The sequence below is a fragment of the Mobiluncus sp. genome (assembly GCF_034180645.1).
Classification (GTDB): Bacteria; Actinomycetota; Actinomycetes; order Actinomycetales; family Actinomycetaceae; genus Mobiluncus.
In genome coordinates, this window is record NZ_JAXFNY010000021.1 from 54,036 (window position 1) to 68,025 (window position 13,990).

General features: G+C 55.9%; 11 protein-coding genes and 1 tRNA gene. 5 read left to right on the forward strand and 7 right to left on the reverse strand.

What is annotated here, in order from left to right:
• Positions 1–99: 99 nt before the first annotated feature.
• The 5 genes from SPI05_RS08315 to nadA form a co-directional block, all read right to left on the reverse strand.
• Positions 100–720 carry a LytR C-terminal domain-containing protein gene (locus SPI05_RS08315; RefSeq protein WP_321077654.1) on the reverse strand — a complete coding sequence of 207 codons (621 nt, stop codon included), beginning with the start codon at positions 718–720 and terminating at the stop codon, positions 100–102.
• Positions 721–812: 92 nt separating this feature from the next.
• On the reverse strand, positions 813–1,511 hold the full coding sequence (locus SPI05_RS08320) for a uracil-DNA glycosylase (RefSeq protein WP_321077655.1): 699 nt from the start codon (positions 1,509–1,511) through the stop codon (positions 813–815).
• A 9-nt stretch (positions 1,512–1,520) separates the two neighbouring features.
• The gene (nadC, locus tag SPI05_RS08325) at positions 1,521–2,435 is read right to left on the reverse strand and encodes a carboxylating nicotinate-nucleotide diphosphorylase (protein ID WP_321077656.1); all 915 of its coding nucleotides are present in this window, start codon (positions 2,433–2,435) and stop codon (positions 1,521–1,523) included.
• A gap of 42 nt (positions 2,436–2,477) precedes the next feature.
• Complete coding sequence (gene nadB / locus SPI05_RS08330; protein ID WP_321077657.1) at positions 2,478–4,070, reverse strand: L-aspartate oxidase; 1,593 nt, start codon at positions 4,068–4,070, stop codon at positions 2,478–2,480.
• An 18-nt stretch (positions 4,071–4,088) separates the two neighbouring features.
• Positions 4,089–5,078 (reverse strand): quinolinate synthase NadA, encoded by a 990-nt coding sequence (gene nadA / locus SPI05_RS08335; RefSeq protein ID WP_321077658.1) that lies wholly within the window; start codon positions 5,076–5,078, stop codon positions 4,089–4,091.
• A gap of 193 nt (positions 5,079–5,271) precedes the next feature.
• Here nadA and SPI05_RS08340 point away from each other — a divergent pair.
• Positions 5,272–5,347, forward strand: a tRNA-Thr gene (locus SPI05_RS08340).
• 37 nt (positions 5,348–5,384) lie between these two features.
• Here the strand turns inward: SPI05_RS08340 and SPI05_RS08345 are convergent.
• On the reverse strand, positions 5,385–6,977 hold the full coding sequence (locus SPI05_RS08345; protein WP_321077659.1) for a serine/threonine-protein kinase: 1,593 nt from the start codon (positions 6,975–6,977) through the stop codon (positions 5,385–5,387).
• A gap of 584 nt (positions 6,978–7,561) precedes the next feature.
• Between SPI05_RS08345 and SPI05_RS08350 the strand changes: the two genes are divergently transcribed.
• Positions 7,562–8,548, forward strand: coding sequence for a hypothetical protein (locus tag SPI05_RS08350; RefSeq protein WP_321077660.1), 987 nt, complete (start codon positions 7,562–7,564; stop codon positions 8,546–8,548).
• Positions 8,541–9,224: an ABC transporter ATP-binding protein gene (locus tag SPI05_RS08355; RefSeq protein WP_321077661.1), complete on the forward strand. Its 684-nt coding sequence runs from the start codon at positions 8,541–8,543 to the stop codon at positions 9,222–9,224. The genes SPI05_RS08350 and SPI05_RS08355 overlap by 8 nt, the downstream gene beginning before the upstream one ends.
• Before the next feature lie 435 nt (positions 9,225–9,659).
• On the opposite strand, the gene SPI05_RS08360 is transcribed toward SPI05_RS08355, so the two are convergent.
• Positions 9,660–11,198, reverse strand: coding sequence for a GntP family permease (locus SPI05_RS08360; RefSeq protein WP_321077662.1), 1,539 nt, complete (start codon positions 11,196–11,198; stop codon positions 9,660–9,662).
• A gap of 185 nt (positions 11,199–11,383) precedes the next feature.
• Between SPI05_RS08360 and tcuA the strand changes: the two genes are divergently transcribed.
• Entirely contained in the window at positions 11,384–12,814 is a 1,431-nt protein-coding gene (gene tcuA, locus SPI05_RS08365; protein ID WP_321077663.1) for an FAD-dependent tricarballylate dehydrogenase TcuA, read from the forward strand.
• Positions 12,801–13,937 carry a tricarballylate utilization 4Fe-4S protein TcuB gene (tcuB, locus tag SPI05_RS08370; protein WP_321077664.1) on the forward strand — a complete coding sequence of 379 codons (1,137 nt, stop codon included), beginning with the start codon at positions 12,801–12,803 and terminating at the stop codon, positions 13,935–13,937. Before tcuA ends, tcuB begins: the two co-directional genes overlap by 14 nt.
• The last annotated feature ends 53 nt before the right edge of the window (positions 13,938–13,990 follow it).

Genomic DNA, 13,990 nt, shown 5'->3' on the forward strand with positions numbered 1-13,990 from the left:
GTGCTAACTCAATCTTGGCACTCTAACCCCTCGAGTGCAAGTTTTAAACTTCCGCGTCCGCGGCGCAAAGCTGTGCAAAAATGACTGACCCGGCTGGCTTTAGAGTCTGCCGACCAGCACGACCTGAATCGTCTCCAGGCCGTCTTTGGGCACAATCATGTCGATATTCAAAACCCGCTGCACCTCGCGCGCTTCTGCTTCCCGATCAGACGGGTAATAGATAGTGTTCACCGCGGGTTTAGTGCCCTGGAAGTTTTCAGCAGACACCTTTGTAAAGCCATCCGCTGCGATTTTGTCCTTGGTTTTTGCGGCCAGTCCGTTGATTCCCGAAGCATTCAAGACGCTCACGGTAATAGTCTTATCAGCCGTACGCGGCTCGGTCGTTTTTTCAGCGGCGGGCGGGGTGGTTTGGGTCGGTTCCTCACTGGGCGCGACACTTTCTGTGGGTTCTTCGCTGGGTTTGCCGGTCTCAGCAGGGCTCGGAGTCGCCACGGTATTCGGGGTTTGACTCATCTGGGGCTTAGTCGCCGCATCGTTGGCGGTTGAGGGGTGCGACCCAATCAGGAGCAGCATGGCCCAAGCCAGCAAGGGTGCGGCAATAATCACGATGACAAAGGGCAGAAAACCGTGCCACCAGGGCTGACCAGGTCGGTGCGCGCCCTGGGGCAAGTTTTTCCCAATCCGGTCGAATTCATCCTCGGGGTATCGTGCTTCATCCACGTGTCCAGCTTACGGATTGCATCAGTTTTCGGGCTGTTCCCACGCCGTTAACCCAACGGAAAAGTTACGCAAACGCGTCCATAACCGGCCGCTCACGGCAGGCGCCAATCCACCGGCTGGCCGCCCTGGGCCACCAACAATTCATTGGCTCGTGAAAAGGGACGGGAACCAAAGAATCCTCGTGACGCTGAGAGCGGGGAGGGATGAACCGATTCGAGGCACGGTACGCGGGGCATAAACTCTTTGGTCTTGCGCGCATCGGCACCCCACAAAATCGCGACCAGCGGCAGCCCTTGCGCAGCGTGATGTTTAGCGAGTTCCCGGATTGCGAACTCGGTAATAGCCTCCCAGCCTCGGCCTCGGTGGGAGGCAGGTTTCCCCGGCTGTACGGTCAAAGCTCGGTTTAGCAGCATGACTCCCTGATTTGCCCAGGGCCGCAAGTCGCCCGAAGTCGGCAGGGGCAGGCCTAAATCTTGGTGCAGTTCCTTAAAAATGTTAACCAGCGAACGCGGAATTTCTGTACCGGACATTACAGAAAATGATAGTCCCATGGCGTGACCCGGGGTAGGATAGGGGTCTTGGCCCACAATCAGGACCTTCACCTGCGCCAAAGGGTACTGAAAGGCGTGAAATACATTCTCTCCAGCCGGGAAATATCCCCGTCCCGCCGCCAGCTCAGCACGCAGGAAATCTCCCATGGCGTGAATCTGATCCTCGACCGGAGCCATAGTTTGCGCCCAGTCCGGGGACATTATCCGTTCCAGTCCGCCTCGGTTCTCCCCTGTATTCATGGCCACTCCCTACATGTCCAGAGCCAAATCGAGAATGGGAGCGCTGTGCGTGAGGGCTCCCACAGAGATATAGTCCACCCCGCAGGCGGCGGTCGCTGCCGCGTCACTCAGTGTCAAACCCCCGCTGGCCTCGGTTTTCACTCCGTGCGGGGAGGCGATTGTCACCGCTTTGGTCATGATTTCCGGGCTCATATTATCCAGCAAAATCAGCCCAACCCCGAGATCCGTTGCCTCCCGAACCTGTTCCAAAGTGTCGCATTCAACTTCCAGGGGAATTTGAGGGGCGTGTGCCCGTACCGCTTGCACCGCGGCCGCCAGGGAACCGGCTGCGGCAATGTGGTTGTCTTTGATGAGCGCCGCGTCCCCCAACCCCATTCGGTGATTTTCTCCGCCGCCGCAGCGCACCGCGTACTTTTGCAGCACGCGCATGCCGGGAATCGTTTTGCGCGTGTCACGTACCCGTGTTTTTGTACCTTTCGTTCCACTATCGCTGGAGGCGGCAGCAATTGCATCCACGTAAGCCGCCACCGCACTCGCCACACCGCTGAGCTGACTGGCCAGGTTCAACAGAGTCCTCTCGGCGGTTAGCATGGTCCTGGCGCCGGCAGTTATCTCTAAAATGACATCTCCTGGCTCAACCCGTTCCCCATCTTGGCGTCGCATCGTAACCCGCGGTGTGGGGGCGCCGGTCTTTTGCGCCAGCACGAAAGGCACCGCGGCAGCGATGGGAATCCCCGCCAGGCAACCCGGCGCACGGGCGACCATCCGGGCTTGCACAGTGAGATTGTCATCAAAAATGGCATCCGTGGTAACGTCTGGCCCGTAAGCTAGATCTTCGTCCAAAGTCGCCTCAATAAAGTCCGCGACCTGGCGCGAATCCAACCTCGCAGCCGCTAAAGCGCTGGTTATTTCTGGTGGTAACATCGGTTTCTCTCTCCTTTTTCACGTCTGGTTCGTGCCGTAGGCTCACACCGGAGTCTCTCTGACTTCCAGGGAGGTTCCGTCTGAACCCAGCTGCACGTCCAGGTGCCGGCGCCATTCCTCGCGGCGGTGCGGGAAATCTGTTCTCCGGTGGGTGCCGCGGGATTCTTCTCTGGCCAAGGCCGGTGCCACTAGGGCTCGGGCTACCAGCGTGGCGTGGGGGGACAGTTTCTCCAGTTCAGTCTGAGCCCGCTGCAAGCCGGCGCGATCGCGCAACACATAGACGTCGCGGCTCATGATTTCCTGGATTTTTTCCAGTACCGTGGGCGCAATGACCACCGGCCGGGGAATCGTTGCGGGTTTCGCCACCGGGCGGCGCCGCAGCTGCGGCAGGTCCACTTCCGCCAGCTGCTTGGCGACTAAACTGCCCATGACCAGGGCTTCCGTCAGGGAGTTCGAGGCCAGACGGTTCGCGCCTTGCACCCCGGTACACGCCACTTCCCCAATGGCATAGAGCCCCGCCACGTTCGTTTGACCGCTCATGGTGGCCGCGATTCCGCCGCAATAGTAGTGGGCTCCGGGGCGGACTGGAATAGGCTCGGTAATGGGGTCTACCCCGCGGCTGGAAACCAGCTCATAGATGGTGGGAAACATTTCTTTCCATTTCTGAGCCCCGAAACTGGTGGCATCCAAGTAGAGGTGATCCAAACCGTTAGCCACCATGTATTCCTGTTCCGCCGCCGAAACCACGTCACGCGGCGCTAGGTCCTCTTGTGGGTGAACCCCGCGCATGACCCGGTTGCCCTGCCCGTCCACCAGGAAAGCGCCCTCCCCGCGCACCGCTTCGGACACGAGTACCCCCCGGTCGCCCTTAACTTTAACGGGCGGTACAAAAATGGTGGGGTGGAACTGCATGAATTCGAGGTCGCGGCCGATGGCTCCGGCGCGCAGGGCTGCTGCCAAACCGACTCCGTTGACGACTTCGGGGTTTGTGGTCGCGTTCCACAGCTGTCCGATTCCGCCGGTGGCGAGGATGACCGCAAAAGCTGAAACGACCCCGAATCCGCGGCGGGAATCTCGTACCGTGGCGCCGCAAGCGCGGCCTTCTGCATCGACCAGGACATCGCACAACTCGCAGTCCTCCAGGACTTTCAGTTCACCTTGCCCGCCGGTGTTCCAGGTCGCGCCGTCCATAGCGGCGACATTTTTTGCCAGCGTAATCTCGATTTCATGGCCCGAAGCGTCTCCGTTGGAGTGCAGGATGCGCCGCGCGGAATGCCCCCCTTCCAGGTGCAGGTCGATTTCTCCGGCTGCGTTGCGGTCGAAGCGTGCTCCGATACGCATCATCCACTGCAGGGCTCGGGGGGCTTCCTGAACCAGGGTGCGCACCGCCGTCTGGCTACATAAGCCCGCCCCCGCCACGATGGTGTCTTCGTAGTGGGCTTCGGGAGTGTCTTGCCGGTCCCAAACCGCAGCCAACCCCCCTTGTGCCCAGTCAGTTGAGCTGGCGGTCAGGTCACTTTTCGTCACCAGTACGCAATCGACCCCGGCAAAAACCAGGTTGATGACGGCGCTCAAGCCCGCCGCTCCGGATCCGACTACCAGAACCGGGGTCGTCATTGTCCAGTTGACATCCATGGGAGTGCGTTCCGGCGTCTAGTGCTGCTGGGGTGAGGCGGTGTTGCCGATGGCAATCATGCGCTGCACGCTGGCTCGGGCGCGCGCGGCGATATCTTCGTCCACAAAGACTTCATCGCGGCCGTTTTCCAAGCAGCTGACTAAGTTTTCCAAAGTGGTTTGGTTCATATACGGGCAAGCAGCCTGGGGCATGACCGGTTCAAAAGTGACCTCTGGATTGGCTTTGCGCAGCGGGTGGAGCATCCCGACCTCGGTGGCGACCAGCACTCGCGAACCTTTCGGGGCCTTTTTCGCCTCCGAGAGCATTCCGCCGGTCGAAAGCACCTTCACTCGTTTCGCACTGAGTTTGCCGGCCTCGATGAGGTCCACCGCTGCCTGCGTACCGCCGCATTCGGGGTGAATGTAGACATCCGCGTCCCCCGCGGCGAGGATTCCTTGCATCAAAATGTCGGGGGTCATCGCGGCGTGGACATGGCAGGCCCCGTCCCAGGTCACCAGGTTTTTCCGGCCGGTCACGCGCCGCACGTGCGTCCCCAGGTTGCGGTCGGGACAGAACAGAATCTCGGTTTGCGCCGGAATCGAGTTCACCACGTCAATAGCATTGGCCGAGGTGCAGCACACATCGGTTTCCGCCTTCACCGCGGCGGTGGTGTTCACGTAACTGACCACGACCGCGCCGGGGTGTGCGGTTTTCCACTCCCGCAGCTGTTCGGCAGTAATGCAATCCGCCAGCGAACATCCCGCGGTGGCGTCAGGAATCAACACACGCTTTTGCGGGGAAAGGATCTTGGCAGTCTCCGCCATGAAGTGAACGCCGGCAAACACGATGGTGCCCTGCGGGGCTTCGGCAGCCAAACGTGACAAAGCCAGGGAATCCCCGGTGAAATCCGCCACGTCTTGAACTTCGCTCGATTGGTAGTTATGCGCCAAGATTACGGCGTCTTTTTCCTGAGCCAGCTGGCGAATACGTCGTTGGAGGGCTTGAGTTTCTGTGGCGTTTCGAGTCATGGTGATAGCTTTCCTTCCTCAAGTTTCCCGAATAGCTGGACGGGCACAGCTCCCGAAAAATTCGAGTCACTTTCGTATTAACATTGCTTCCGATTATAGAACCCTTTAAAACCGGCTTTTTCACCAGGGTGGGTGACCGGAAAAAAGAACTGGCTTTGTCGCGCGGGCGAATTTATGGGAAAATCGGAACACCGCCACTTTAGCTCAGTTGGTAGAGCACCCGCCTTGTAAGCGGACGGTCAACAGTTCGAGTCTGTTAAGTGGCTCCACTCTGTCGGCTCCTCTGGGGTAACTCTCAGTGACACCTCAGACCAGGATGAAAGCCGCGGTCGCTAGCCCCAACAGCAGCATCCCCAGGATGAGACGGCGCAACGGGGTGGGCAAGGCCGCCCGCAGCATTCTCCTGGCGCCAACCCGCAGCGGAGCGCTGAGCGGAATCCACCACGCCACCAGGAGCGCTACTCCGGACAGGACTTGTGCCACATACACCCTTTTTGGAACGATTGTTCCAAAGATGAGGATAGTGTCGGGCAGTTCGGTGGGCAGAGTAACCGTGTTATCGTACAGGATTTCCCCCGCCAGAAACAGCGCCGCCGCCACGATGACAGCAGCTGGTAGGGTGCTGGCCAGCCCTTTAATGAAGGCTGCTGGCAGGGACAGAATTATCCGGGTGGAACGCCAATGCCAGCCCGCCACCGCCGCTACCCAAAAGCCAATCACCGCGATGACTCCGGACACTGCTGGCTGCCCCGGAATCCATGCCGCCCAGGCCAGTGTGCCCGCCAATCCCAAAAAGGGCAACATGCCCGGAGCGGGCTTGGTTCCGGATTTCTCCTCCGTGACACCGGTGACGTCGGGCTCGGCAGTTGTTTGGGTAGCTGGTAAATCCGCGTCTCCCCAGGTATCGGCCACGCCGCCGGTTTCTTCCGCGGACCATTCCGGGGAGGATTCCACCCCGGCAGCGGGGATTTCTATCCCCGCAGGACTGTACCGACCATTCAACTCTTGAGGCATCACCGTGGTGTATCCCGATTCGTTCGGGATTGCCGGGGTCAAAAGCGCGGTCGCGGCGGTTTCCTCAGTGTCCACACCTACCTCTAGGGCGTGGAGTAGTTCGACAAAATCCGCGCTTCGCTGATTTTGCGGAGCCAAAACCCCACGAAAAACCTCCGCTAGGGGCTCCTCCAAACCACCCACGTCGGGATTTCCCGACAAAATCCGCGAGACAATGACCGTCGGCGAGCCGGTTCCAAAGGGGGGTCGTCCGGTCACCACAAACAGCAACAGTGCAGCTAAAGCCCACCAGTCGTCAGAGAAATCCGCTTTCTGACCCTCGATAATCTCCGGGGAGATAAACCCTGGGGTTCCCACCACCAAACCGGTTCGCGTCAGTCCGTCGGTGTTTTCCAAAACGGAAGAAATCCCGAAGTCAATGAGTACTGGACCATTCGGTCCAAGAATTACGTTAGCGGGCTTGATGTCACGGTGGCAAATGCCAGACTCATGAACCGCTCGCAAGGTGGAAGCCAACAAAGTCCCCAGTTCTAAAGCATCTTCACGCTGCCAAGCTCCGCCAGCTCGCACTTCCTCAGCCAAGGTCGGACCGGGGATATATTCGGTCACTATAAAAGCCTCAACCCCATCGACTTCCAAATCCATCACCGCAGCTACCCCAGGAACATTAACCCGCTGAAGAGCCAACGCCTCGGAACGCAGACGCTCTCGTGCATCCCCATCACGCTGCCCCAGGTCGGCGCCCGGTGCCAACAGTTTAAAAGCAACCGAGTTACCCCCACCGTCACGAGCCAGATAAACCGTGGCAGAGGCACCTGCCCCCAATTGACGCTCCAGGTAATAGCCGCCCAGCTCGCTTCCGCTCAAGTCCCGAGTGCTGCTCATGGTTCCAGCCTATCCAAACGAAGGAGCGCGAGAATTCACGAAACCACAAATCAGCCCGAAAGGCACATTCACAGAGACACTCGAACCGGCAACGGGGCGGCTCATGCTCGAGCTTGATTATTGCCCCGACTTGCAGAAAGGTTGGTTGAATGATTGTGAAAAGAAAGTGAAATGTTCTGCGTGGAAGGGGACAGGGTGGGTTAAACAGATCCTGGTGGACAACCTGGTGGAATGACAACTCGACGCCCACGTCCAGCTGCAGGGGAACAGACCAAATTGCAACCTGAAGTTGTATGATATGTTACACATCATCGCTCGCACAGCGTAAGGAGGTTTAATATGTGGTTTCTTCTCGGAGGTTTAGGCGGCATTATACTTTCGCTTATTAACCCAACACCCGCTTACTAAAGTGTTTGAGACACCTGCCGTAGAAGGAATTCTCACAGTATAATGTGTTTTAGGGGAGTATCTCCAGACCGGACTAGGTATTTATGCATGCTTTAGGTAGGTATATTAAGGCGCAAATATGTCTGCGACGATGGCTAGACCTACTTGGCAGGTCTAGCCTTGCTGCAGCTTTATTAGTGATGCTTTTAACTGCTATTATCCTGGTAATCAATGGTGTCAACCAGCTACAATTTCCAGATTCTTCATTTACGTTGCCGGTGGCGTATCTCATTTTTTTGTTTTTAGCTGTTGCTAATGTTTTTGGTTTTTGTGAAAATCTAGACACAAATGGTTTAAGAAGAACTCGTTTTTATAATTTCCGTTCTTGTGATTATTTAGGGCTGGCTTTATTGTATGGGTTTGTCCCATCTCTTACGGAGAGTGTTTGTTTGATAGTTCTTTTGTCTACGCCGTTTTCTTTTCAGCTAGTCTTTCTTTGTAGTTTTGTCCATGTATGGTTACTGTCAGCATTATTATTCTTGGTATACGTAAATATTTTTTACGGACGAAACTGGTTTTCAGTAGCGTTCATCCGTACGAGTTGCCCTATATATTTTTCAGGCGCCATCAGATTCTATCTGCTACGCAGCTTACGTCTACCCAGTCGACTCGGTTGGCTCCTGTTGGTTTGGGTTATTACGATTCCTCTCGGAGCTCTCTCAGTATATTTCCGTTTGCCTCACATATTTAGTTATTTACTGAGTCCGCTGATTACTGGAGGACTTTTGGAATATTTGCTACGTGCTGAATGGAGATTGTCGGCACGCCATACCTGGGATTTCTATGCCGTTACCTTTGCTACACGCGATCGAGAGAAGCTACGAATTATTCAGGGCGTGCTTGTATCCTATATGACCGCCACGCTTGTGGCTTCTTTGCTTGCTTTTCGTATCGGTTGGGTATCGACTGACACGATTCTGGCTTTAGCGTTGGTAGTGGCTTATGAGTTTTTTAACGCTTGGGCTTTGACACGTGTGCTAAGCAGTTTAGCGAGGCTGAAGCGCCGTAGCTTGAGCGATTTTCAGGTAGCATTGATGCTTGTTCTTGACTTGTTGCCGTTTTTAATTCTACTGCCGATGATTGTGCTCAAAATTCAGCGAAAGCCTTGGGAGAGCTATGCTTAAAGTTGCGAATCTTCAGTATCGTTATCCAAACGGTGCTGGGCTTGGACCAGTCAACTGCGAATTCAGCCAGGGAAGCATTTATGCTATTGTAGGACCCAATGGTGCCGGAAAGTCCACATTTTTCAGCATTCTGACAGGTCTTCTGCGTCCCCAGAATGGTGTCCTAACCGTGGATAATATATCTGGTTATCAGAGAATTCCCCTGCCACTGTTAGGATTTCTTCCGGAAAACAGTCTTCTGAACTCTCAGTTTACTTTGCGCCAATCACTACAATTTGATGCCGCCATGCGCAGTCAGCCTCTGAATGAGGCAGAGCTTGATAGTCGTTTGGAAATATTTAGCTGTCAGGATTTTGCTGATCAAAAAATCGGTTCACTTTCGCAAGGTATGGCTAAACGTGCAGCATTAACGCTCGCATTTCAATCCAAAGCGAAGATACTAGTTCTTGATGAGCCTCTCAATGGGATTGATACGCAAACATTGATTCAACTACGCCACCAGGTTCTCGCCGCTCGTCGAGCAGGCAAGACTTTGCTGATTTCCTCGCATATTCTGTCCTTTGTCGATGAAGTAGCCGACGAAATTCTGTTTCTCGGCAAAGGTAGCTTTGTGGCGAGAACGCAACCCCGCTACGGGGGAGCTGAACAGATTTATCGACAACTCTTTCTCAACTAGATCTTTAATGGTTGTTTAGCCTTGAAGAGGCTTCCTCCCAAGCCTGCATTTTCTCACGCAAAACATAAGGAGCAGAGTGATTACCAACTCCTGGAGCACAACTATGGCGAAAGATGGAACGAATCGTGTCCGTCGTGATGCGGGTGCTGACTTGCCTTGACTCTGCAGCCCCGTAACCATATGGCGCGAGAAACCCCAGCCGTGTATTTGCCGGGTCTTGAACGAGCACACGGTTGGCGGGTTTATTACTTCTGTGGCTATCGTCTGGTCAAAAAGCGACCGCCAAGTAGCCGAGCCTTGCATGACGAGGTTTTGGTTGGTGAGGTGCTCCGGGTTTCGAGGAAAATTATCAGGTTTGCAGGATACGCAAGATGTGGCACGCAGCTAGACGCTCCGACTGGAAGGTTGGCCGTGACCAGGCAACCACACCAAACTTCACACAAACAACAGGGACAGGAGGAAAGTAAAGATGAGGCCCAGCACCGACACGATGGTTTGGACGACCATATGGGTCTTGGTGGCTTGGGCAATCGTCATACCGAAGCATTCCTTAACAAACCAGAACCCCGAGTGATTCACCCAGTTCAACCCCACTGAACCAGAACCAATGGCGATGATAATCAAAGATACATAGGGTGCGGAATACCCGGTCACCAGCGGAGCCAGAATCCCGGTGGCAGAGACAATGCCGACCGTGGCCGAACCGGTACAGAAACTTAGTAGCAACCCCACAAACCAGCCCAAGAGTATCAAGTTGATGTGCAAGGCACTGGTGGCGTGGACGATAGCATCACCGATATCGGAATCTTTCAAAGCCTGGCTGAAGGCCCCGCCACCAGCGATAATCATCACGACGGTAGCCACTGCCGCCAGAGATTTCGTCACCGATTCACGCAGTCGATCCCCGTTCCACTTTTCTTGAATAGCCACCACCGCCCCAGTGAACAGCACCCCGATGAGCATGGCGATCACCGGCTGACCGACTACCCCCGCAAGGGTCTGAAAATGGCTGTTAGGCGCTACTATTTTCGTGATGGCTTCGATGAGCATCAACACCACGGGGAGCAAGACGCAGGTAATAGCCAGCGGTGTGGAAACTCCGGATTTTTTCGTCACGCTGGCCAAACCGCTATCAGCAGTCGCCGAAGTCTGCGACCAAGCACCCGGCCGTTGAGTAGGGGCATCTTTCGGAGCGCCGAAAGCATCAGGATTCGCGCCGTGATCAGTGGCCAGTTCCGCGAAAGAACCAGTACGTTTATAGACTTCCTCGGCCTGCTCGTAGGTGACACCGGCATATTGAGTCAGCAGGGAATCCGGCGGCTCCAGCTTGATACGAGGCGCAATGATGTTGGCATAAATCGGACCAGCCAAAATAACGGTGGGAATCGCACAAATTAAGCCCAGCACAATGGTCAGCCCCATATCCGCACCCAGGGCATTAACCCCGATAATCGGGCCGGGGTGAGGCGGCACCATCCCGTGCAAACAACACAGGGCGGCGATAGCGGGAATCAGAGTGCGCAAGTACCACTGCTGAGGTCGATTGTGCAAGACCTCCAGGCGAATCGCCACCGCATAAATAACCGGCATCAGCACTACCAGCCCGACTTCAAAAAACATGGGGATACCCAGAATGAACGCCACCAAGGTGATAATCCACGGAGCCATACGCGGCGAGGAATGCTCCAGCACAAAGTCGGCAATGTTCGAAACAGCTCCGGAATCGGCCAGGAGTTTACCGAGCATCGCCCCCAAGAACACCAGCACCCCCGTGTTGCCGAGAATGTGGCCCGACCCATCCATCAAAGTCTGGGGAATGTCTGCCACCGGCTCACCGGCCGCCAAGGCAGTGAGGAATGCCGTGATGTACAGCGCCAAAAAAGGGTGCATTTTCGTGCGCCAGTTAATCAGGAAAATCAGCAAGACGATAGCAGCGGCTAGAACACAGAGAAGGTAGATAGTGCGAGAATCCATATCAAGAGTATAGTCACGTCCAAATGAAAGTAAATAATCAGTAAGGTATACCTAAGTGATTGACAAACCATGATAATGAGCTTTATCCCAGGTCACGGATATTTTGACGCAATTAGTGTGAAATCAGAGTATAGTAAATGAAAATACTTGCTTAAGAAACTTAAAGCTCAACACGGGAGATGCGCATGGATAATCACTCCGGCACAGCCGCCACGCTACTGTCCGAGCCCTGGGACGTTATTGTTATCGGCGGGGGCAACGCTGCTGTAGTTTCCGCCATGTCCGCTCAGGATCAAGGCGCCAAAGTCCTCATCTTGGAACGCGCCGATATCCAGTTCCGAGGCGGCAATTCGCGCCACACCCGCAACATCCGCTGCATCCATTCCCAGGATTTCCCCTACAACACCGGCGCTTACACCCGGGACGAACTGTGGAAGGATCTCTGTTCGGTGGGAACCGGACCTTCCGATGAAGAAATCGCCTCCCTCACGGTGCAGGAAACCGAATCCGTCCCGGAATGGATGATGGCGCACGGGGCGCTGTTCCAACCACCGCTGGCGGGAACCCTGCATCTGGGACGTACCAACACGTTCTTCTTGGGGGGTGGAAAAGCCCTGCTCAACAACTATTATCGGGAACTGAAACGTCGCCGCATCCCCATCCTGTACGAAGCCAAGGTCGAGCGAATGCTATTTGACGGGCCGACCTGTACCGGACTGGTGGTGAACTGCGGCGGTAAGGAATACGAGACCAAAGCCGCGGCCTATGTGTGCGCAGCCGGAGGCTTCGAAGCCAACGTGGATTGGCTGGCAAAATACTGGGGTGAAGCCGCCTACAACTATCACATCCGCGGTCCGAAAACGAACGATGGCACTATTCTGCGCGCCCTACTGGATGCAGGAGCGGACCGAGCCGGACAGCCCAAAGGCTTTCACGCCGTAGCGGTAGATGCCCGCTCACCAATGTTTGACGGCGGAATCGCCACACGCCTGGACTGCATCCCCTTTGGCATGGTGCTTAACCGGGACTACCAGCGTTTCTACGATGAGGGCGAGGAAATCTGGCCGAAACGCTACGCGATTTGGGGACGCAATATTGCCGAACAACCCGGACAAGTCGCCTACGCCTTTTGGGATTCCAAGGCCAAGGGACTGTTCATGCCTCCCATGTACGGGGTTTTCAAAGCTGACACCGTGGCCGGGGTGGCCAAGCAGATGGGTCTGGACGGCGCTCGTGCCGCCGAGGCGGTGGCTCGGTTCAACTCCGGGATTGCCCCCGATGCCAATGAGCGTTTCAATCCCGCTGGCAAGGACGGAGTCGGCACCGCGGGACTGGAACCGAACAAGACCAACTGGGCCAGAGCCATCGACACCGGCCCGTTCTACGGAATAAAAATGGCCCCTGGAATTACCTTTACCTATATGGGTGTCAAGGTAAACACCTCTGGCAGAATCCAGATGGCCGACGGTTCCCAGTTCACAAACTTATTTGCGGCCGGGGAAATCATGTCGGGTAATGTTCTCTCCAGCGGCTACATGGCCGGATTCGGAATGGCAATAGGCACCGTATGGGGCCGGATTTCAGGTAGGGAGGCTGCACGCCATGACTTCAACTAACTCCACGAGTTCCGAACTGGAGGCTATTTTTGCTGATGGTCGCCGCCAACTCGCTATCTGTAACGCCTGCCGCTACTGTGCGGGCTACTGCCCGGTGTGGCCAGCAATGGAACGCCGCGGACAGTTTAGTGTCGGGGATCTGGAACAGCTCGCAAACCTCTGTCACGACTGCCGTGACTGCTACACAGCATGTATGTACACACCTCCCCACGAGTTCAACCTGAACCCGCCGAAACTGTTCACCCAAATCCGCGAGGACACCTACGACCGCTACATTTGGCCTCACCGGATTCCGGCGGCGTTGCGCGGTTTTACTGGACTATCCCTGGTATTCCTGGTTTCTGTGGCGGTATTAGTGGCTCTCGGCCTTCTGACCGGCGCCCCGGATTGGCTGACGACTTCCTCGGGCGATATCTATCATGTTTTCGGGCATTTGAGCCTGATTGCCGTGATGAGCTTCGCGCTGATCTATTCCCTGGCAGTCACCATCACCGGGCTGAGACGGTTCTGGAAAGCTATCCGCACCGAAGATTCGACATTCTCTAACGGGGTGGCCTGGGGCAAAACCGTGGCCGATATCTTGGCTCTGCGCAACATGACCGGCGGGGCTGAAGGATGTTCCTATATCGAAAACCACCCCACCTTGGCTCGCAAGGTTGGTCACCAGTTCCTCATGTTCGGGTTCCTGGGTACCTTCCTGGCGACTTGTTCGGCTGCGATTCAACAGTACTGCCTGGGGATGCTGCCGCCTTATCCCCCGCTGTCGGTGCCGTTTATTCTGGGTTGTCTGGGCGGGACCGCCGCGGTAATCGGAGCGGTGACGTTGCTGATTATCAAACCGAAGGCAGATGCCACCCTGAGTACCCGGGAGATGTCTAAAGCTGACCACGGGCTGCTGGGAGGACTGCTGGTACTAATGCTGACAGGTTTCCTGGTCACGATGCTGCGCTACACCCCGGCCTTCCCGGCGACGCTTATTTTGCACCTGTCGACAATCCTCACCGCTTTCCTGGTGTTCCCACGTACCAAGTTCGTTCACTTGTTCTTCCGAGCCATCGCCATTTACCAGGACAATGTGGAAGTTCAGGCTCACCTGAGCCGATTGCAGACTTCTGGCAAATAGCGGTGCGCGGTGCGCCCCGCCGGAAAACATAATCGAGATTCAATTCTGCCTGA

Excerpts from the sequence above, each read along its gene's own strand:
- SPI05_RS08320 (WP_321077655.1), bottom strand. The coding sequence starts at position 1,511 with ATGAATACAGGGGAGAACCGAGGCGGACTGGAACGGATAATGTCCCCG.
- nadC (WP_321077656.1), bottom strand. The coding sequence starts at position 2,435 with ATGTTACCACCAGAAATAACCAGCGCTTTAGCGGCTGCGAGGTTGGAT.
- nadB (WP_321077657.1), bottom strand. The coding sequence starts at position 4,070 with ATGGATGTCAACTGGACAATGACGACCCCGGTTCTGGTAGTCGGATCC.
- nadA (WP_321077658.1), bottom strand. The coding sequence starts at position 5,078 with ATGACTCGAAACGCCACAGAAACTCAAGCCCTCCAACGACGTATTCGC.
- SPI05_RS08345 (WP_321077659.1), bottom strand. The coding sequence starts at position 6,977 with ATGAGCAGCACTCGGGACTTGAGCGGAAGCGAGCTGGGCGGCTATTAC.
- SPI05_RS08355 (WP_321077661.1), top strand. The coding sequence starts at position 8,541 with ATGCTTAAAGTTGCGAATCTTCAGTATCGTTATCCAAACGGTGCTGGG.
- SPI05_RS08360 (WP_321077662.1), bottom strand. The coding sequence starts at position 11,198 with ATGGATTCTCGCACTATCTACCTTCTCTGTGTTCTAGCCGCTGCTATC.
- tcuA (WP_321077663.1), top strand. The coding sequence starts at position 11,384 with ATGGATAATCACTCCGGCACAGCCGCCACGCTACTGTCCGAGCCCTGG.
- tcuB (WP_321077664.1), top strand. The coding sequence starts at position 12,801 with ATGACTTCAACTAACTCCACGAGTTCCGAACTGGAGGCTATTTTTGCT.